The organism is Methanosarcina flavescens, from assembly GCF_001304615.2.
Classification (GTDB): domain Archaea; phylum Halobacteriota; class Methanosarcinia; order Methanosarcinales; family Methanosarcinaceae; genus Methanosarcina; species Methanosarcina flavescens.
Genome location: NZ_CP032683.1, coordinates 169,895 through 187,768, shown reverse-complemented (window position 1 = coordinate 187,768; position 17,874 = coordinate 169,895). Strand labels below are relative to the sequence as shown.

General features: G+C 43.8%; 17 protein-coding genes and 1 pseudogene. 13 read left to right on the top strand and 5 right to left on the bottom strand.

The window, feature by feature from the left end:
- Window positions 1-493 precede the first annotated feature (493 nt).
- The 13 genes and pseudogenes from AOB57_RS00775 to AOB57_RS00715 form a co-directional block, all read left to right on the top strand.
- A pseudogene (locus AOB57_RS00775) lies at window positions 494-898 on the top strand (MEDS domain-containing protein); the annotation flags it as partial.
- Window positions 899-915: 17 nt separating this feature from the next.
- On the top strand, window positions 916-3,192 hold the full coding sequence (locus AOB57_RS00770; protein WP_054299094.1) for a PAS domain S-box protein: 2,277 nt from the start codon (window positions 916-918) through the stop codon (window positions 3,190-3,192).
- A gap of 584 nt (window positions 3,193-3,776) precedes the next feature.
- Window positions 3,777-4,367 (top strand): 50S ribosomal protein L15e, encoded by a 591-nt coding sequence (locus tag AOB57_RS00765; RefSeq protein ID WP_054299093.1) that lies wholly within the window; start codon window positions 3,777-3,779, stop codon window positions 4,365-4,367.
- Window positions 4,364-4,807: an RNA-binding protein gene (locus AOB57_RS00760; protein ID WP_054299092.1), complete on the top strand. Its 444-nt coding sequence runs from the start codon at window positions 4,364-4,366 to the stop codon at window positions 4,805-4,807. Before AOB57_RS00765 ends, AOB57_RS00760 begins: the two co-directional genes overlap by 4 nt.
- The gene (gene rnp3, locus AOB57_RS00755) at window positions 4,800-5,519 is read left to right on the top strand and encodes a ribonuclease P protein component 3 (RefSeq protein WP_054299091.1); all 720 of its coding nucleotides are present in this window, start codon (window positions 4,800-4,802) and stop codon (window positions 5,517-5,519) included. The genes AOB57_RS00760 and rnp3 overlap by 8 nt, the downstream gene beginning before the upstream one ends.
- Entirely contained in the window at window positions 5,516-5,899 is a 384-nt protein-coding gene (locus AOB57_RS00750) for an Rpp14/Pop5 family protein (RefSeq protein ID WP_054299090.1), read from the top strand. Before rnp3 ends, AOB57_RS00750 begins: the two co-directional genes overlap by 4 nt.
- 844 nt (window positions 5,900-6,743) lie before the next feature.
- Window positions 6,744-7,493 (top strand): archaeal proteasome endopeptidase complex subunit alpha, encoded by a 750-nt coding sequence (gene psmA / locus AOB57_RS00745; RefSeq protein WP_054299089.1) that lies wholly within the window; start codon window positions 6,744-6,746, stop codon window positions 7,491-7,493.
- A gap of 78 nt (window positions 7,494-7,571) precedes the next feature.
- Window positions 7,572-8,264, top strand: a complete 693-nt coding sequence (locus AOB57_RS00740; RefSeq protein WP_054299088.1) for a ribosome assembly factor SBDS — start codon at window positions 7,572-7,574, stop codon at window positions 8,262-8,264.
- An 11-nt stretch (window positions 8,265-8,275) separates the two neighbouring features.
- Window positions 8,276-9,058, top strand: a complete 783-nt coding sequence (gene rrp4 / locus AOB57_RS00735; RefSeq protein WP_054299087.1) for an exosome complex RNA-binding protein Rrp4 — start codon at window positions 8,276-8,278, stop codon at window positions 9,056-9,058.
- A gap of 75 nt (window positions 9,059-9,133) precedes the next feature.
- A complete protein-coding gene (rrp41, locus tag AOB57_RS00730; RefSeq protein WP_054299086.1) occupies window positions 9,134-10,603 on the top strand; it encodes an exosome complex exonuclease Rrp41 in 1,470 nt (489 codons plus the stop codon).
- Window positions 10,587-11,387 carry an exosome complex protein Rrp42 gene (rrp42, locus tag AOB57_RS00725; RefSeq protein ID WP_054299085.1) on the top strand — a complete coding sequence of 267 codons (801 nt, stop codon included), beginning with the start codon at window positions 10,587-10,589 and terminating at the stop codon, window positions 11,385-11,387. Before rrp41 ends, rrp42 begins: the two co-directional genes overlap by 17 nt.
- A 189-nt stretch (window positions 11,388-11,576) precedes the next feature.
- On the top strand, window positions 11,577-11,861 hold the full coding sequence (locus AOB57_RS00720) for a 50S ribosomal protein L37ae (protein WP_054299084.1): 285 nt from the start codon (window positions 11,577-11,579) through the stop codon (window positions 11,859-11,861).
- A 20-nt stretch (window positions 11,862-11,881) separates the two neighbouring features.
- The gene (locus AOB57_RS00715) at window positions 11,882-12,019 is read left to right on the top strand and encodes a DNA-directed RNA polymerase subunit P (protein WP_011021777.1); all 138 of its coding nucleotides are present in this window, start codon (window positions 11,882-11,884) and stop codon (window positions 12,017-12,019) included.
- A 327-nt stretch (window positions 12,020-12,346) separates the two neighbouring features.
- On the opposite strand, the gene AOB57_RS00710 is transcribed toward AOB57_RS00715, so the two are convergent.
- The 5 genes from AOB57_RS00710 to AOB57_RS00690 form a co-directional block, all read right to left on the bottom strand.
- A complete protein-coding gene (locus AOB57_RS00710; protein WP_054299083.1) occupies window positions 12,347-13,225 on the bottom strand; it encodes an ABC transporter permease in 879 nt (292 codons plus the stop codon).
- Between the two features lie 3 nt (window positions 13,226-13,228).
- The gene (locus tag AOB57_RS00705; RefSeq protein ID WP_054299082.1) at window positions 13,229-14,170 is read right to left on the bottom strand and encodes an ABC transporter permease; all 942 of its coding nucleotides are present in this window, start codon (window positions 14,168-14,170) and stop codon (window positions 13,229-13,231) included.
- Between the two features lie 52 nt (window positions 14,171-14,222).
- Entirely contained in the window at window positions 14,223-15,773 is a 1,551-nt protein-coding gene (locus AOB57_RS00700; protein WP_054299081.1) for an ABC transporter substrate-binding protein, read from the bottom strand.
- 188 nt (window positions 15,774-15,961) lie between these two features.
- The gene (locus AOB57_RS00695) at window positions 15,962-16,873 is read right to left on the bottom strand and encodes an ABC transporter ATP-binding protein (RefSeq protein ID WP_054299080.1); all 912 of its coding nucleotides are present in this window, start codon (window positions 16,871-16,873) and stop codon (window positions 15,962-15,964) included.
- On the bottom strand, window positions 16,866-17,801 hold the full coding sequence (locus AOB57_RS00690; RefSeq protein ID WP_082384246.1) for an ABC transporter ATP-binding protein: 936 nt from the start codon (window positions 17,799-17,801) through the stop codon (window positions 16,866-16,868). Before AOB57_RS00690 ends, AOB57_RS00695 begins: the two co-directional genes overlap by 8 nt.
- Window positions 17,802-17,874 lie beyond the last annotated feature (73 nt).

Here is a 17,874-nt window from a genome sequence, read left to right as displayed (position 1 = left end):
ACTATGGGTAAACTTAATAATCCAATTTATCGGTCCGGATTTGTTAAAGAAAATTCTCAAGTATGCGATAAATCCAGTTTACAGTTTTTATCAAAACAAATTATAGATAAGTATACACATATAGTAAAAAGTCAGGCTTCTTGATGTTTTCAATGATATCATAAAGAGATTGCACTTATAGACTCTGCCTATAAATTCAACGAAGTAATTTACTGAGGTGAACATATCTTTGCCGGCAGATACTGGTCTGGTGGAAGAAAGGTTCGGCTACATTTTTCCTTAAAACGATTGAGTATATTAAAAATTTTAAGGGGTCTGGAAAGAGTGAACCGATCGAATTTAAGTCACAGGCAGCGTAATATAATATAGACTGGGCATCCGGATTATGAATTTTTAGCTTTACTAAATCGGAGAGAAATCGATGAAAAATAATACCGAAAATTCTGGTATCGACAATACTGTAAATGTGCTCTAGGGAGCACATTTTTGCCAGTTCTACCAGGCAAAAGAAGACCTCATGGATATAGTTATTCCTTACCTGAGAGCAGCCCTGGAAAACAATGAGGCTTGTATCTGGATTACCCCACAGTCTCTTGATGCCGAAGATGCAAAAGAAGCCTTGATATCCGATTTTCCCGGTATTGATATTTTCCTGCGGAAAGGACAAATCGAGATTATTTCCTGTGCTAACTGGTTCATGAGAGAGGGTGCCTTTGACTCAAAGAGAGCCTTGAGAGATCTGACCGAGAGAATTGACAAAGCTCTTGCGAGTGGTTATAATGGCTTGATATTGATTGAGGATATTTGCCGACCGCAAAAAGGAATCTGGAATGACCTCACGGATTATGAGAGAGAAGTGGAAGCTACTGTGCGCAGGTCTCAGGCAACAGTCGAGTAGCTCTCACAGGCAAGCCTGTGCATTTTACCTATTATGCCGAAGTTCAGAGACGCCATTACGAAGTATCAGCATACCAGATCCGACTAGGTCGGTTCGCTGCTATCTTCCTGAATATTACCGACCAAAAGCAGGCTGAGGAAGCCCTCCGAAAAAGTGAGAAACGCTACCGTATGCTTTTTACAAACATGACCGATGGTTTCGGTCTTATAGATGTCATCTATGACATGGACGGTAGACCTTACGACTATCGTTACCTTGATGTGAATCCTGCTTTTGAGTTCAGTTTGGGCGTAAATAGGGAACAGATGTTAGGCAGGACTATCCTGGAGATATTTCCAAATGTAGGCCCCATAGTGATAGAAAAATTTACCGAGGTGGCACTTTCAGGCAAGCCAGTCCACTTTGAGATCTTGAGCCAGATAACGCAGAGACATCTGGATGTTTATGCCTTCAGGCCTGAAAAAGGAAAGTTAGCGTTGATTCTTAGAGATATAACCGAACGTAAAAGAATAGAGAAAGAGCTGCAGGAAAGCGAGGAAAAATACCGCAATATCGTAGAGACAGCCAGTGAAGGTATATGGATTGGTGATCCTGAAGCGAGGACGATTTATGCCAATAAAAGATTGACCGAGATACTGGGATACTCTCAGGATGAAATGACTGGCAAATTTGCCTGGGACTTTGCCGATGAGGCGGGCAAGCCACTTATAAAAAAGTATATTGAGAGGAGATGGCAGAGTATAGATGAGAGGTATGAGTTTAAATTTTCACGTAAAGATGGCTCACCACTATGGACAATTGTAAGCTCCAGATCCCTCTTTGATAAAGCTGGCAAATTCGCAGGCTCTATGAGCATGATAACCGATATTACCAAGCGGAAAGAAGCAGAAGCTAAACTGAGGGAGACTCTGGACAATCTGGAAGAAAAAGTTAAAGAACGAACAATACAGCTTGAAAGTGCTTATAAATCGCTGGAAGAGAGTGAAAAACGTCTTGCTGAAGCCCAGAGGATGGCTCATCTTGGAAACTGGGAGTGGGACATTGCAACTGATAAGGTGTACTGGTCTGATGAGGCTTATCGTATCTTTGGACTTAAGCCGCAGGAATTTGAAATGACTCTTAGTAAATTTTTTAATTGTGTGCACCCAGATGATCGAGAGTATGTGAATAAGGCTATTAAAAGAGCATTAAATGGAGAGCCCTATAATATAGATTTCAGAATAGTTTTAGCTGAGAGACAAGAACGCATAATCCATGCACAGGGTGAAGCTGTTTTTGATAGGAAAAATATTCCTGTTCGAATGAGAGGAACAGTTCAGGATGTTACAGAGAGCAAACTTGCTCAGCAAAAAATACAGCAGAGTGAAGAAAGATATCGTTCGTTTATAGAGAACTTTAAAGGAATTGCTTTTCAGGCAGACGAGAATTTCATCCCTGTTTTTATGCACGGGACTGTTGAGGATATTACAGGGTACAGTGAAGAAGAGTTTATGTCAAAACGAAGCTGGAAAGATATTATTCACCCCGAAGACCTGCCCCGAATTTATGAAGAAGAGGAAAGAGTCAGGAATGCTCGATATAAAGCTTCTGGGGAAATCGATTACCGGATAATTCGCAGGAACGGGAAAATAAAATGGGTGCATGAGATTTACCAGAAGATTCCCGGAAGGAATGGAAAACCGGATAGTTATCAGGGTGCGATATATGACATTACTGAAAGAAAAGAGGCTGAAGAAGCCCTTGCAAAAATGGAAAAAATCCGCATAAAGGAGATCCATCACAGGATTAAGAATAACCTGCAGGTTATCTCCTCTCTGCTTGACCTTCAGGCAGAAACCTTCTCTCAGCTTGAGACCTGCAAGACTCCTGAAGTTGTAGAAGCCTTTATGGAAAGCCAGAACCGGGTAATTTCAATGGCTCTTATTCATGAAGAGCTGTATAAAGGGGATAGAATTGATACCCTTGACTTCTCAGCTTACTTACGGAAGCTGACAGCAGAACTTTTCAGCTCATACAGTATTCGAAATAAGAGTATTGATTTAAAGCTTGACCTTGAGCAGGTGGATCTTGGCCTTGACACCGCAATCCCCCTTGGAATTATTGTAAACGAGCTTGTTTCAAACGCTTTTAAGCATGCTTTTCCTGCTGGAGGAGAAGGTGAAATCCGAATAAACCTTCGCAGAACTGAAACCGCTGATCAAAGGGATGGTTCCGGTCAAGATAAATCCTGCATGGAGAAAGGTGGCTTCGATTACATGCTTACAGTGGTAGACAACGGGAGAGGCATCCCTTAGGGAATTGACCTCGAAAATACCGGTTCTCTCGGGCTCCAGCTTGTAAGTCTTCTTGTTGAACAGATAGATAGCTGTGTTGAGGTTAAAAGTGGTCAGGGAACACAATACACTATATGGTTTAATAATCTAGAGATATAAGCAAAAAATAAATCAACTTCACATAATTGCTTAAATCACTTAAAATAATGATCCACATTCCTTTTAAAGCATCAATCCAGTGAAGCCTCATTAACCCGAGATGGAAACATGATTTACCTTATGATAATATTTCGTTAATTGGAGTCCAGTTTATTTTTAGTTTTAGCAGAGATGAATTAGAAAAGCCCCATTACAAAATTATTTTTTTCAATTTTTTCGGGCAATTGCCTTAAATCTAACCCGTATTCTTCTCTTTTCTACCTGAATGATCCAGTGCTTTTTCTCTTTTTGCGGATTTTACCTTTAATAGCTTTTGTATGGGCAAAGCTTTAAATCAAATGATTCAGTTTATCGCATGTTTCATTTTTCGGGATTAGGTCCCGTTGGAATGTGGTCCTGTAGGGCAGGGCTGAACCATGAAACAAAAGTGAAACTTGGTGTTTAAATTGGTAAAATCTTTTTATACATACGTACGCGATGCATGGAAAAACCCTGATGAAACTTACGTGAAAGACCTCCGCTGGGAGCGCTTGCAGGTCTGGAGAAAGCAGGGGTCCGTGACCAGAATTGAGAGACCGACCAGAATTGACAGGGCACGCTCCCTTGGATACAAAGCCAAGCAGGGCATTGTAGTTGCCAGGGTAAAGGTACGCCGCGGGGGGCTTGGTAAAACAAGGTTCAACCGTGGAAGAAGAACCCAGAGAATGGGAGTAAACAAGATCACAGGTGGCATGAGCATTCAGAGGATTGCCGAATCCCGTGCAGACCGCAAATACCCCAACCTTGAAGTCCTGAACTCTTACTGGGTAGGAGAAGATGGAAAGCACAAGTGGTTTGAAGTTATTCTTGTAGATCCCCACCACCCTGTAATAAAGAGCGACAAAAACCTGAACTGGGTCTGCGACCCGTCTACCAGGGACAGAGCCGCAAGGGGCAAGACCAGTGCCGGCCGCAAGGGCAGAGGCATGTCTACACGCGGAAAAGGTACTGAAAAGACCAGACCGAGTATCCGTGCACACAAGAGTCGAGGCAAGTGATTCATCACATAATACTGCGTGTGATCGCCCACGCAACCGAAGATGTCTCCAGAGTCCGCGAGGCTCTGGACTTTTTTTTATCTGGTGCCGGCGTCCAGGAAGGAAGCGAATTGATTGAAGAACTTCAGGCTGAAGGGCACCATGGAAATCCTATTACTATCCTGAGCGTACAGCTCAAAAGAAAGGCAGACTGTCTGAATTTTGCCCGTTTTGTCAGGGAAAGGTTTTCCGAAGAAGACGTAGCAAAGCTCAGGGAAGAAATGCCTGAGAGGCTGGACGACGACCAGGTCTTCCATCTCCGCTTTGACAAGCAGGCTGCATACCTGCAGCAGGTGAGGCTGACCAATTCCTCGGATGCGATCACTGCAAAAGTCAAGATCGAAACATATCCGAAGAACCGGGAAAAAGCCGGAGCTATAGTGGAGGAGTTGTTTGGGTAAACCGAAATTCTACGATTTTTGCGTTCATGCGGTGCCAGATGGGGAAAATACTGCTGAGCAACTTGCTGCCCTCGCCAGACATTTTGGGTACAGTGGGATTGCGCTTGCAAACCACTCGGATAAACTTCCTCAATCGCAACCTGTACTATCTTCTACTAATGAGTTTGAGGTTTTCAGGGGAATCGAGCTTGTAGAGGAAAATCCCTCAAAACTTCATGGGCTTATTGGAAAATTTCGGAAATCTGTGGATGTCCTTATAGTGCACGGAGGTTCCGAAAACGTCAATAGGGCTGCACTGGAAAATCCGAAAGTGGATATCCTTAACCATCCGGCTTTTGATAAGAGCAGCGGGTTAAATCAGGTGCTTGCAAAAGCCGCAGCTGAAAATAACGTTGCAATCGGCCTGACATTAAGGTCCCTTCTTCATTCAAGAGGTCCAAGGCGCGTTCGCCTGTTGTCAGATCTCAGGGCAAACCTTGACCTTGCCAGAAAATATGATGTTTCCCTTGTCCTTTCAAGCGATGCGATGTCCTGTTTTGATCTTCGTTCTCCTATGGATGCCCTTGCCCTCGCTGAAGTCTGCGGGCTTGAAGAAGACGAAGCCCTTGAAGCCATGACGACTGTGCCTGAAAGAATAATCTCGAGAAACCGCCTAGGTCCCGGGTATATCAGGGAAGGTGTAGAGGTGCTTGAGGAGGGAAATTACTTTTGAAACGCCTGCTTCCTTCGCTTCGTGCAAAAAAACGCTATCTGGCTTTTGAGCTGGTTTCTGAGGGGCAGGTCAGCAGGAGTGATCTGGTCAAAGAGGTTATGTCCTCAGCTTCTTCCCTGCTTGGGGATGTCACTGCAAGTGAATGTGATATCAGGGTACTAGGGTTCGAAGACTGGAAAGGCATTATCCAGTGCTCTCACACTAAAGTGAAAGAAACAAGGGCTTCCCTGGCAACTCTTACCAGGGTTGGCGGAAAGAGGGCGACTTTGCACGTACTTGGGACATCGGGCACGGTTAAAAAAGCAACCGAAAAATTTCTTCAAAATCATACGGTTTTTAAGCCTGAAATCAGAATGAAATCCAGAAGGGTTGAAGAATAATAGGCCAGGCAGAATTCAGGAAAGCCAGATTAAGTAAACTTCGGAGTCACTGATTTTTATGTCAGGCTTGGAAAATTTCGGTCTTGAGACAGTAGAAAACTATTTAATGAACTATCGGGATGCTGTTTAATATATACTATAATGAATGACTATATTAATGAGTATATTAGTTGTAACAGGTATAATATTGATTGGCAGGACTGATTGATAGGAAAGCAGTTGGCAAGAAAGCCAAATCCGGACGCCTGCAGGTCTGATTGGAAAGTAGATAGAAACCCGAATAGAATGATGTTGTGGAAGTTAGAGTCTTTCTATAAAGATTTCAAAATCCGGCTTTAAACGCTGAAAAACTCGGAGTTTCACAAGCATTATAACCGAGTAAATACACTTTATTAGCGAACTTAGTTAACATTGGAATTGGACTTAAAAACTTAAAAAAGGCTATTAAAGTGTGCGTATCCAGATCAGGAAACATACTTTGCAGGGTAGAAATGCCTTTGAATTCCTGCAACTGGGGTATTTTCCGCAGGTTTCGTCCGAAAATTTCTTTCAGAACTGAAAGTTCCGAATGGAAGGTTAAAAACTCTAATAAGGTAGAAATACGTTATAGGAAATCAAAAGTCGGTTTCCTTACCTGAACAATGGGTCGGGGACTTTCAGTCTTTCAGTCCTGAATTTTCGGGATATTCGCACAGCAGTTCAAATCACTGACCAAAGCCTTTTTGGGGAAGGCGGTGATTTAGCTGACGAGCCTGCGGATAGGAGATACTTAAAGGAAGAAAGACCGGTTTCTTACCGGGAAGATGAAAACGATACAAAATAGAAATTAAGGGAGATACGGAATATGCAGATGGCACCACAGATGGGCTATGACAGGGCAATTACTGTTTTCAGCCCTGATGGAAGACTTTTTCAGGTAGAGTATGCCCGCGAAGCGGTCAAAAGGGGAACAACAGCCGTGGGGATCAAGGCAGCCGATGGGGTAGTGCTGCTGGTTGACAAGCGAATAACAAGCAGGCTTGTGGAAGCTGAGTCAATTGAGAAAATTTTCCAGATTGACGACCACATAGGGGCCGCAACCTCAGGGCTTGTAGCGGATGCCCGCTCCCTTGTTGACAGAGCCCGTGTAGAAGCGCAGATCAACAGGGTTTCTTATGACGAGCCCATAGGTGTGGAGGTTATCTCCAAGAAAATCTGCGACCACAAGCAAACTTACACTCAGTACGGCGGAGTTCGCCCGTATGGGACTGCACTTCTGATTGCAGGCGTGGATGACAATCTGCCCAGACTCTTTGAAACTGACCCGAGCGGAGCGCTCCTTGAATACAAGGCAACAGCTATCGGAGCAGGCAGAAATGCGGTCGTTGAGGTCTTTGAAGCTGAGTACAGGGAAAATATGAACATGGATGCAGCTATCCTTCTTGGCATGGATGCGCTCTATAGGGCTGCTGAAGGCAAGTTTGATGCATCTACCCTTGAGGTCGGTGTTGTGTCGCTTCAGGATAAGAAATTCAGGAAATTAGTTCCTGAAGAAGTTGAGAATTATGTTCAGCAAATCCTTGCGAAATACCGCGAAACTGAGCGCAAAGAATAAAATCTATATAATATTTGAGAGTGAGTAATCAGAGAATCTTCGGATTCTCAAATAATGTTTTGGAGAAGGTATTCGAAAATGGTGTCCCTGGACGAGGCAGTGACTGCACGGCTCAAGAGAGGCAACAAACACTTCGAGGTCCTGGTCGAGCCCGAAGGGGCTCTGGCCTACAAACGAGGTGAAGACATAAACCTTGAAGATATCCTGGCGGTTGAAACTATCTTCGAAGATGCAAACCGAGGAGATCGAGCAGCAGAGTCCGATATTGTCAATGCTTTTGAGACGACCGATCCTTTAAAAATTGCTGCCATGATTCTGAAAAGCGGGGAGCTTCAGCTCACTGCTGATCAGAGAAAACGCATGCTTGAAGAAAAAAAGAGAAAAGTTATCTATACCATTTCCAGAAATGCTATAAACCCCCAGACAAAAGCACCGCATCCCCCCGCTCGGATCGAAAGGGCGATGGAAGAAGCAAAGGTGCATATAGACCCCTTAAAAAGCGTGGATCAGCTGGTCAATATTACAATGAAAGCCATTCGCCCGCTTATACCTATACGCTTTGAGGAGATCAATATTGCTGTGAAAATCCCTCCCGAGTATGCTCCTAAAGCATACGGAGAGATTTCCAGAGTCGGAAGCATTACAAAAGAAGAATGGCAGCATGATGGCTCCTGGATTGCCGTTGTAAGAATTCCTGCAGGAGTCCAGACTGATTTTTACGCTCTTATAAATCATCTTACAAAGGGAGAGGCTCAAACTAAACTTTTATAAGAGGATGTTGGATGGATAAAAAAATAGTGATCCCTGGTGACCTGCTATCCGAAAATTCTAAAAAAGCCGGATACGGGACTTATGTCAAGAACGACAAGATCTATTCTTTGTTTTGCGGTATTGAAAATCTCAAAGAGGATAAAGTTGGAGTGATCCCTCTTGCGGGAGCCTATATCCCTTCCGTGAATGATGTGGTGATCGGGGTCGTTATTGCGGTTACGCCATCCAACTGGATAATGGATATTGCTTCTCCTTATGACGGCCTGTTCCATGTATCCGAGTATCCTAGAAGAATACAATCCCAAGAAATGTCCGAAGTTCTGGACGTAGGCGACTCTATAATTCTCAGAGTAAAAGATGTAGACAGTTCTATGAAAGTCGAGCTTGCCCTCCGGGATTCAAACTTCCATAAACTTAAAACAGGCCATATTGTCGAAATTGAGCCTGTAAAAGTCCCACGTGTGATCGGACATGGCGGTTCCATGATCTCAATGCTGAAGAAAGAGACAAACTGCAGCATTTTTGTTGGACAGAACGGTAGAATATGGATCGATGGAAAGGACGACGATGTGGAGCTTTTAAGCAGGGCTCTCAGGAAGATTGAAGCCGAAGCCCAGCGTTCCGGATTGACAGATCGGGTCTATAACTTCTTGAAAAATGAAAGGAGCAAACAGAAAGAATCTAAACCCGCTAAGTTTTTTAAAAGCGGAAAGGAAGAGGTAAAGCTGCCTAAAGAAGATCATTCCGAAGAAATTTACAGGAAGATCGATGTGTTGCTGGATCCAAAGAACTGAGTTCCGGATATTATGAGGGATTTTAGGAAAGCTTCTGTAAAGTAGTTGTTTTAGGAGTTTTTTGGAGATTAAAGTATGAGTGATAAACCTGAAAAATTAATCACTGACGATGGGCTGCGCCTTGATGGGAGGCGTGCGGATGAGATCAGGCCCATGAAAATTGAGATCGGCGTACTCTCTAGAGCCGACGGTTCATGTTATCTTGAATGGGGGAAAAATAAAATTCTCGTAGGTGTATTCGGCCCGAGAGAAGCTCACCCCCGCCGTTCACAGCGTTCAGATACTGCAGTTATCCGTTACAGATATAATATGGCTTCTTTTTCCGTGGAAGACCGTGCAAGACCCGGACCAAGCAGACGGAGCATTGAAATCTCAAAAGTTTCCAGGGAAGCTTTTGAACCGGTAATTATGACAGAGCTCTTCCCGAAGACTGCAATTGATATTTTTGTGGAGGTGCTTCAGGCTGATGCGGGAACAAGGACAGCAGCAATCAATGCCTCAAGCATAGCTCTTGCCGATGCAGGCATTCCCATGAAGGGCCTGATAACTTCCTGTGCTTTTGGAAAAGTTGACGGGCAGATAGTACTTGACCTTAACAAGGAAGAGGATAATTATGGTGAGGCGGATTTTCCTGTTGCAATGACCCAGGATGGAGATATTACCCTGCTCCAGATGGACGGACATCTCACTCCCGAAGAAATCAGGAAAGGTCTTGAACTTGTAAAGAAGGGCTGCAAAGAAATTCTTGAAATCCAGCGGACAGTCCTGAGAAAGAAGTTTGAAACTCCTATCGTAGAGCCTGAAGAAGAAACAGAAGAGGCTGAAATTGAAGCCGTGGAAGCTGAACCTTCTCTTGAATACGCTCCGGAAGCAGCGGCTGTAGAAGAAATTATTGAGGAAGCCGAGGAGTTTGAGGAAGAGCTTTCCGAGGAAACGGTTGAAGCCTGTGCTGTTGAGGAAGAAGCTCCCGAGTGCGAAAAACTCGAAGAGATCATTAAAGAGGCTGAGGCCGAAGTAATAGAAGCGGAAGCTATAGAAGAAGTAATTGAAACAGAAATCGAAGAAGAAGCTGAAGATAAAGCTTTTGAAGATGAAGCTAAGTTTAAAGCTGCTCTTGAGGCTTCTTATGAGGAAGTTTCCGAATCTCTGGAGACCGGAAAACTTTGTCCCGAAGAAACTGTTTCTGAAAAAACAGAATTCGAGCCTGAGACCGAGGAATTTGCTGAAGAAGAAGCTGAGATTGAGGAAAAACCTGAGAATGAGGAAGAAGCTGAGATTGAGAAAGAAGTTGAGATTGAAGAAGAAGCTGAGATTGAGGAAAAACCTGAGATTGAAGAAAAACCTGAGATTGAGGAAGAAGCCGGGATTGAAAAGGCTGTTTCAGAAGAAACTTTTGAATCCGAACCAGAGATCGAGCCTGAAACCGAATCCAGGGAAAAAGCAGTAGAAGCCGAAGAAGTGCCCGTAGAAGAGGAGTGCAAAGGGCCCTGGAAGGTAGTGAAGGACCCCTCTGAATCTGGAAGCAGAGGTGAAAACTATGAGTGAAATTATTGCCACACTTAAGAAGGACTACATTTACAACCTTATGATTAAGGGAAAACGCCAGGACGGGCGCAGGTTTAAAGATTTCAGGGATATCAAGCTCGAGACGAATGTTATCTCAAAAGCTGAGGGTTCGGCAAAAGTGACATTGGGAAATACCCAGGTGCTTGTAGGGGTCAAGCTTCAGACAGGAACTCCTTTTCCGGATTCTCAGGACGAAGGCGTGATTATTACCAACCTGGAACTCAATCCTATTGCTTCCCCCGAGTTTGAGCCGGGTCCACCTAGAGAAGAAGCAATCGAAATGGCAAGGGTTGTAGACAGGGGAATCCGGGAATCAGGCGCAATTGATATAAAGAAGCTTTGCATAACCGTTGGAGAATCCGTCTGGATCGTCTTTATAGATGTCCACGTCCTCAATGACGATGGAAATCTCATTGATGCATCCTGTCTCGCTGCTATTGCGGCTCTTATGACCACTACTGTCCCAAACGAGCAGCAGGGAATCGGGCCGAATGTGCCCCTTGCGATGAAAGAACTTCCAGTGGGCGTGACTCTTGCCAAGATAGGCTCAAAGCTCATGGTGGACCCTTCTCTGGATGAGGAAGCCGTTTGTGAGACAAAACTGACTGTTGTCTCAGGTTCGGATGGAGCCATTGCAGGCATGCAGAAAATGGGCTCTGCTCCTTTAACCGAGGCTGAGGTGCTGGAAGCAATCGAGGTAGCGCGCGAAAAGGCAGCCGAACTCAGGGAACTTTACCTGGAGGGCCTGATAAGACAGGAATGATTTAGCCGGAATGGTTCAGGTAAGATTAATTAAATATAAATATGAAATGCCAGTATTACGGTCTAAGTACACGGCAATAAGTGGTAATGGAATCTAAGAAGCTGGGTCTCAGGGACCTGACCCGTGGGCCAGCAGGTTCAGATTGAGTCGTTTCGGATTAAACGTTTACATTTTAAGGAGTTATTAACGATGGCAAAAAAGTTTACTAAGAAAGGAAGAATTTCCAGATCAGCAGGCAGATTTGGCTCCAGATATGGAAGAAAGGACAGGAAGCTTGTTGCAGACCTGGAAGAACGCATGCGAGCCCCGCATGTATGTGCAAAATGCGCTCGCCCGACTGTTAAAAGGATCGGAACCGGTATCTGGAAGTGCAGCAAGTGCGGGCACACCTTCGCTGGCGGAACCTATATTCCGTATACCAGTGTAGGTCAGACTCTTCTGCGCACCATGAAGAATGTTGCTGAGGCAAAGTAAATCTGTAAGGTTGTGGTTGTATGGGTTACAAATGCACTCGATGTAAGCAGAAAGTGGAAATCGACTACGAGTACACAGGCATAAGATGTCCCTACTGCGGGCACAGAATCCTGGTAAAAGAGCGTCCTACAACCATCAAGCGCATTAAGGCCGAATAAAGAGTTTGTTTATAATTCTTCGGCCAGCAAATGAAGTATTAGATGAAGTATTAGATAAAGACCGGGCTTCTGTGAACATGAGCCCTACTATCTAATTATTCGATGTGTAGGACAGACAGAAAAACAAATAATTTCTAAAATATACATTCTCTATCAAGGTAATACATAGAACTCTATTTTTATTATCTGGGTTCAGTTCCAGAAATGGCTTAATACCAAATTTATATGATCATGTTTCCCAATGGAAGTAAAGATCGACATCTTTGAGCCGAAAATTTCTTTTTAACTTCTTTTGCCTGCTAATTAAAGCTCAATTATATCTGCGAATTAAAGTTCTATTGTGTTAGATCTGGGATCAGTAATGGATCTCAGTTCGGAACCGATAAGATTTACAGCAAGGACAAACAGCATGATCATGCCACCTGCAGATAAAGACATCATCGGAGCAGTCTGTAGATATACGAGTCCATCCTTCAATATTGTCCCCAGTTCCGGGGTGGGAGGCTGGATTCCAAGCCCTAGAAATCCAAGCCCGGAGATTGCAATAATCTTGGATCCCAGTCCAAGTGTTGCGACCTCTATGATAGGTCCATAGCTGTTGGGAAGAATATGGTGGAAAAGAATGTATTTCTCAGAAGCGCCAAGTGCCCTGGCTGCTTCAACGAATCCACCATTTTTTAGCGAAAGAGTAGATCCTCGGATCATTCGTGCGTACTTTGCCCAACCCGAAATGGAAAGAGAAAGAATAATTCCTGCAGGAGTTGGGCCTATAACTCCCACAATCGCAATCGCAAGAACTATACTTGGGAAAGCAAGCATGATGTCCGTCAATCGCATCAGGAAGGCATCGCATCTGCTGAAATAACCTGCATACATCCCTATGAGAATTCCTGCAGACACTGTGATCAGAGTCGAAATGATTGCAATGAAGAGCGAAGTCTGTGCACCGTACACTATACGGCTGAAAATACACCTTCCAAACTGATCGGTTCCGAGAGGAAAAGACGCTGACGGAGGAGATAACCGTTCTTCAAAGTGTATCTCTGCAGGCTCATGTGGAGAGATCACTGGAGCCATTACGGCCATCATGGAAATGAGAACAAATAATAAAATTCCAATTGTAAGCATTATGTTGCTCCGCAAAACTCCCCATACTCTGTACATTCCGGAAAATACCAGCTTTTCATCAAAATATGAGTGTTCCATATATCATTCTTCCTGAGACCTGATTGATGGATCAAGATAAAGATGAACAAGGTCGACGAAAAGATTAATAAGCACTATGATCACCGCAAAGGTAAGCATACAACCCTGAACTACCATAATGTCCATTGAGGAAACCGAGTTCACAAGGAGCCTCCCAAGTCCTGGGAGTGCAAAAATGCTTTCAATCATAACCGCCCCTCCGAAGATCCATCCGAACTGGGTGCCCATATATATAAGGACAGGGAGGAGTGCATTCTTTAAAGCATGCCGCTGAATGACTATTTTACGGCTAAGTCCTTTTGCACGGGCTGTTCTTATATAATCCTGCTCAAGCGTTTCAACCATGCTTGTCCGCATGATACGCATTGTTACTGAAATAAGGCTGACTGAGAGAGCCAGTGAGGGGAGGATGAAATGCTCTATTCCTCCTGCTCCTGCAACCGGAAGAATCCCCAGATATACACCACCAATGAGCATAAAGATCATAGCAACAAAATACTCAGGGCTAGAGAGACAGACTACAGATCCAAGCCTGCACAGGTGGTCCACAAGCCCGTTTTGCTTCAATGCCGCTGCAATTCCAAGCGGAATAGCTATGACAGCCGAGAACAGCATTGAAAATGAGGCAAGACAGAAGGTTACAGGCAGAGCATGTGCAATTTCATCGAGAGTGCTTCTTTTCGTCTGATAGGAATATCCCAGGTCTCCATGTACAATCCTTGAAGCCCATTTTAGATAGCGGATATGCCAGGGATCGTCAAGCCCCATCTCTTCATGAAGTTTGGCTACTGCCTCTTTAGGTGGACTCTCGGTACCAAGAGTAGCTCTGAGTGTGATTTCAGCCGGATCTCCTGGCGAAAGGGAAATTACTGTAAAAGTAATAAGAGAAATTCCAATCATAACCTGTATCATTTGAAACAGACGGTTTAGTATAATCGCGCGCATCATTCTTACCCAAACTCTTTTAAATGAAAGTATATTGGGTTAAATACTCATATCAGGCAATAGAAACATTCTGAAGATCAAGAGAATACTCTGTAGGATGGAGACGATATCCCTTTATGTTCGAGGTTGTGACGTCGATATTAACATAATAATTAAGATATGCAACCGGCGCTTCTTCGACGATAATTGCCTGGATCTCATCATAAAATTCTTTTCTGACAGCTTCGTCAGACGTAGCTCTTGCCTGTTCTATCAGCTTATCTACAGTGTCGTTGTGCCATCGATATGCTCCGGAGCCGTCAATTAATGTGCCACTTGAGTGGTAGTCTGTCATCATTATCTCGTCAGGGTCAGGTACGAAAAGCAGTCCTCTTCCTATAAGGAACATGTCAAACTCACCCTTGTTTCTAAGAGAGTTTGCAGCATCGTAATTGAGAACCATAAGTTCTGTTTTTATACCTACTTTCTCAAGCTGTTGTTGAATTACCTCAGCTATCGGCGGCAATTCTGCTCTCTCAGGATAGGTGATAAATGTGAGCGTCAGAGGCTTGCCATTTTTATCAAGTATACCATCTCCATTTGAGTCAGTCCATCCTGCTTCATTAAGCAGGGTCTTTGCTTTCTCTATGTCATAAGTATACGGAGCAATGTCCTTATTTGCCCAGTAAAACTCCGGTGGGAAAAGCCCTGCTGCATTGCTTCCGTATCCATGCAGGACATAATTCACTATTGCTTCCCTGTCAATAGCATAGTTAACAGCCTGCCGCACTCTTTTATCATTAAAAGGTTCTTTTTCTGCGTTAAACGCTATCATTCTCACACGAGCAACTGATTGCTGCAGAACATTGTAATTGGAATCTTCCGTATATTTTTCAGCAATCTCAGGTGAAAGAATCATTGCTATCTGAATATCTTTGCTGTCAAGAAGCATCTTTCTTGTAAGTTCCTCAGGAGTTATCCGGTATATTACTTTATCAACTGAAGCAACCTGCCCCCAGTAATCAGGATTTTTGATCAGAATAACCTCTTCTTCCGGTTTCCAGGATTCAAAGATAAAAGGTCCGGTCCCTATGGGTTTTATCAAATTGTTATTACCATCATAAGATCCGGGAGCAAGAGCAGCACTCTCCCCTCTAGAGAGGTAAGCAGGAAGTGCGGGGAAGGTTGAATTAAGGTTTATTACTAATGTCTGGTTATCCGGAGTCTCAATTGATGTTACTGGAATTTTTCCGAATATTGCTGCTGACTTAACAAAGGATCTTTCTAGAGAATTTTTCATTATCTCAGCTGTTAGAGGCGTTCCGTCATGGAATCGAACACCATCTCTCAGTGTGAATGTCCATTTTTTTCCATCATTTGAAACTTCCCATGAGCTTGCAAGGCACGGGATTATTTTTCCCTCATAGTCAACTCCTACGAGGGTTTCTACGTATCCAAGCCTCTGGGGTATATAGCCTGACTGGTGAGGATCAATGTTATTAAGACTCCACTGACCCGAGATAGATAGTATTTGAGTTTCTTCATTTTGTTCTTTATCTGTACAGCCTGCCCCCAGTACAACGAGAGCTAGCAAAATAAAGAGAATTCCTTCCTTTCTTTTCATACTTATCAATCACGTCTGATACTATTATGTATAAACATCAATTCAGCAAAGTTTACGCATAAAGGAAGTATTAAGTAATCACTAAAATTTTGGGTAATTTGTTGAGATGGGTAATTTGTTGGAGTAAGCTTCTAAACAGGCGATCGCCTGCCAAAACTCACAGATAATATTTTGGAAATGAACGATCATTAAGATGGTGAAACGTTATGGCAGCACACCCTTCTGTCTTTGTATTCCCGTATTTCAGGGCGATGCAGGCATTTTTCTGTCCTTTCCGGGCAGAATTGATAATATACACATGAACCTGGAACCTTTGTTCCTTGAGGTTCAAGTGCTGATAAGGAGCCTGAATAGTAGGGTGATGTGATTTTGCGGGTAAATGGGTGGTACGGTCTGTCAAAGACACCGTACCCCTCTTCTACTATCTGCCCTGCAAACATTACAGCTGTCCGATCTCCAATAACACGTGCAAGCCCCTGGTCGTGAGTAATAAAGAGAAGGGCACATCCAAGGTTTTGCTGGAGTGTTTTTAGGAGATGTACAATAGATGCTTGCGTGGACACATCGAGCATTGAAGTCGGTTCGTCACAAATCAGAAGTGCAGGTTTCAGTGCGATAGCCCGAGCAATAACAGCGCGCTGTAGTTCTCCGCCGCTGAGCTGGTGAGGATATCGGGTTGCCTGCTCAGGTTCAAGCCCGACAAGTTTAAGAAGCCTCTTCAGCTCTTCTTCTATCTGTCTGCCACTTAACGTTTCCGGATGGATGCGAAAGGGTTCGCAGATGGAATCAGCTATTTTCCACCTGGGGTTCAGGGAGCTTTCCGGTTGCTGCGGCACAATCTGAATTTTTTTTCGAATAGGGCGGAGATCTTTTTCTTTCAGTCCCGTAAGCCTCTGACCTTCAAAAAATATTTCTCCCCGCGTCGGAGGAATAAGCAGAAGGAGCAGTCTTGAGAGGGTGGACTTTCCACATCCGCTTTCCCCTACAAGAGTAAGTGTTTCTCCGGCTTTTATCCTTATATTCACATTGTCAACAGCAACAATCCGGTTTTTTCCAGAGACTGGAGTGAATATCTTGGTCAGACCTCTCCCTTCAATCATACAACCAGCACCTGACAGCCGATCCTTCCAAAAGAGTAATTAGCTGTGGCTCTTCCCTGCACCTTTCTGTTGCACATGTACATCGAGACCGGAATTTACAACCTCCATCATCGCCAATTTCTTCTGTTCCGGATGGTATAGGGTAAAGACCGTTCTCAGGAAGAGAGCGGAGAAGCCCTCTGGAGTAAGGATGCAGAGGCTCGTTAAAAAATTCCTGTTTTCTCCTTATTTCTATGATTCTCCCGCAGTACATTACTGCAATCCTGTCCGCGATATTTCGGGCAAATAAGAGATCATGCGTGATGATAACAAGAGTAATTCCTTCCTCATGTAAAGTCTGAAAAAAGGAGAGAATAGCCTGCTTATTCATTACATCTATACCTTTGGTAGGCTCATCTGCGATGAGTATCTCTGGACGTCCTGCAATTCCCATAGCTACAAGTGAGCGTTGAAGCATTCCGCCACTGAATGAATAAGGATAGGAATCTATTCTTTCCTCAGGAGGAGTTATTTTAATGAATTGTAAGAGTTCAAGAACCTTTTTTCTAACTTTGTTTTTGTCTTTTTCTATATGGAGAGAGATTGGTTCTCCTATCTGGTTCCCCACAGTCATTAAAGGATTCATTGCTCCTGCGGGGTTCTGCGGAACCCATGCAATCTCTCTGCCGCGGATTGTTTCAAGTTCACTTTCAGGAAGGGTTAGGAGATTATCCCCGCGATATTGTATAATTCCATTTGCCGTGCAGTTTGCAGGTAGCAGCCCGAGTATTGCCAGTCCCAATATCGATTTTCCACTTCCGCTTTCTCCAATGACTGCGAGTGTCTCGGACTGTTTAATGGTAATATCAACTCCATTTACGGCCCGAATGATTGTACTTGAAACGGGAAAATGCACATGCAACTGCTGGACGTCTAGAATCGTGGTCATTTTTCGACATCTACTTATCTTTTTTATGACAATTAAGGGTGTATGTTAATATTACATATATTTTTTTTCTTAT

Bases quoted from the DNA above. Each gene is read 5' to 3' on its own strand.
- psmA (WP_054299089.1), top strand. From the start codon at position 6,744: ATGCAGATGGCACCACAGATGGGCTATGACAGGGCAATTACTGTTTTC.
- AOB57_RS00740 (WP_054299088.1), top strand. From the start codon at position 7,572: ATGGTGTCCCTGGACGAGGCAGTGACTGCACGGCTCAAGAGAGGCAAC.
- rrp4 (WP_054299087.1), top strand. From the start codon at position 8,276: ATGGATAAAAAAATAGTGATCCCTGGTGACCTGCTATCCGAAAATTCT.
- rrp41 (WP_054299086.1), top strand. From the start codon at position 9,134: ATGAGTGATAAACCTGAAAAATTAATCACTGACGATGGGCTGCGCCTT.
- AOB57_RS00720 (WP_054299084.1), top strand. From the start codon at position 11,577: ATGGCAAAAAAGTTTACTAAGAAAGGAAGAATTTCCAGATCAGCAGGC.
- AOB57_RS00715 (WP_011021777.1), top strand. From the start codon at position 11,882: ATGGGTTACAAATGCACTCGATGTAAGCAGAAAGTGGAAATCGACTAC.
- AOB57_RS00710 (WP_054299083.1), bottom strand. From the start codon at position 13,225: ATGGAACACTCATATTTTGATGAAAAGCTGGTATTTTCCGGAATGTAC.
- AOB57_RS00705 (WP_054299082.1), bottom strand. From the start codon at position 14,170: ATGCGCGCGATTATACTAAACCGTCTGTTTCAAATGATACAGGTTATG.
- AOB57_RS00700 (WP_054299081.1), bottom strand. From the start codon at position 15,773: ATGAAAAGAAAGGAAGGAATTCTCTTTATTTTGCTAGCTCTCGTTGTA.
- AOB57_RS00695 (WP_054299080.1), bottom strand. From the start codon at position 16,873: ATGATTGAAGGGAGAGGTCTGACCAAGATATTCACTCCAGTCTCTGGA.
- AOB57_RS00690 (WP_082384246.1), bottom strand. From the start codon at position 17,801: ATGACCACGATTCTAGACGTCCAGCAGTTGCATGTGCATTTTCCCGTT.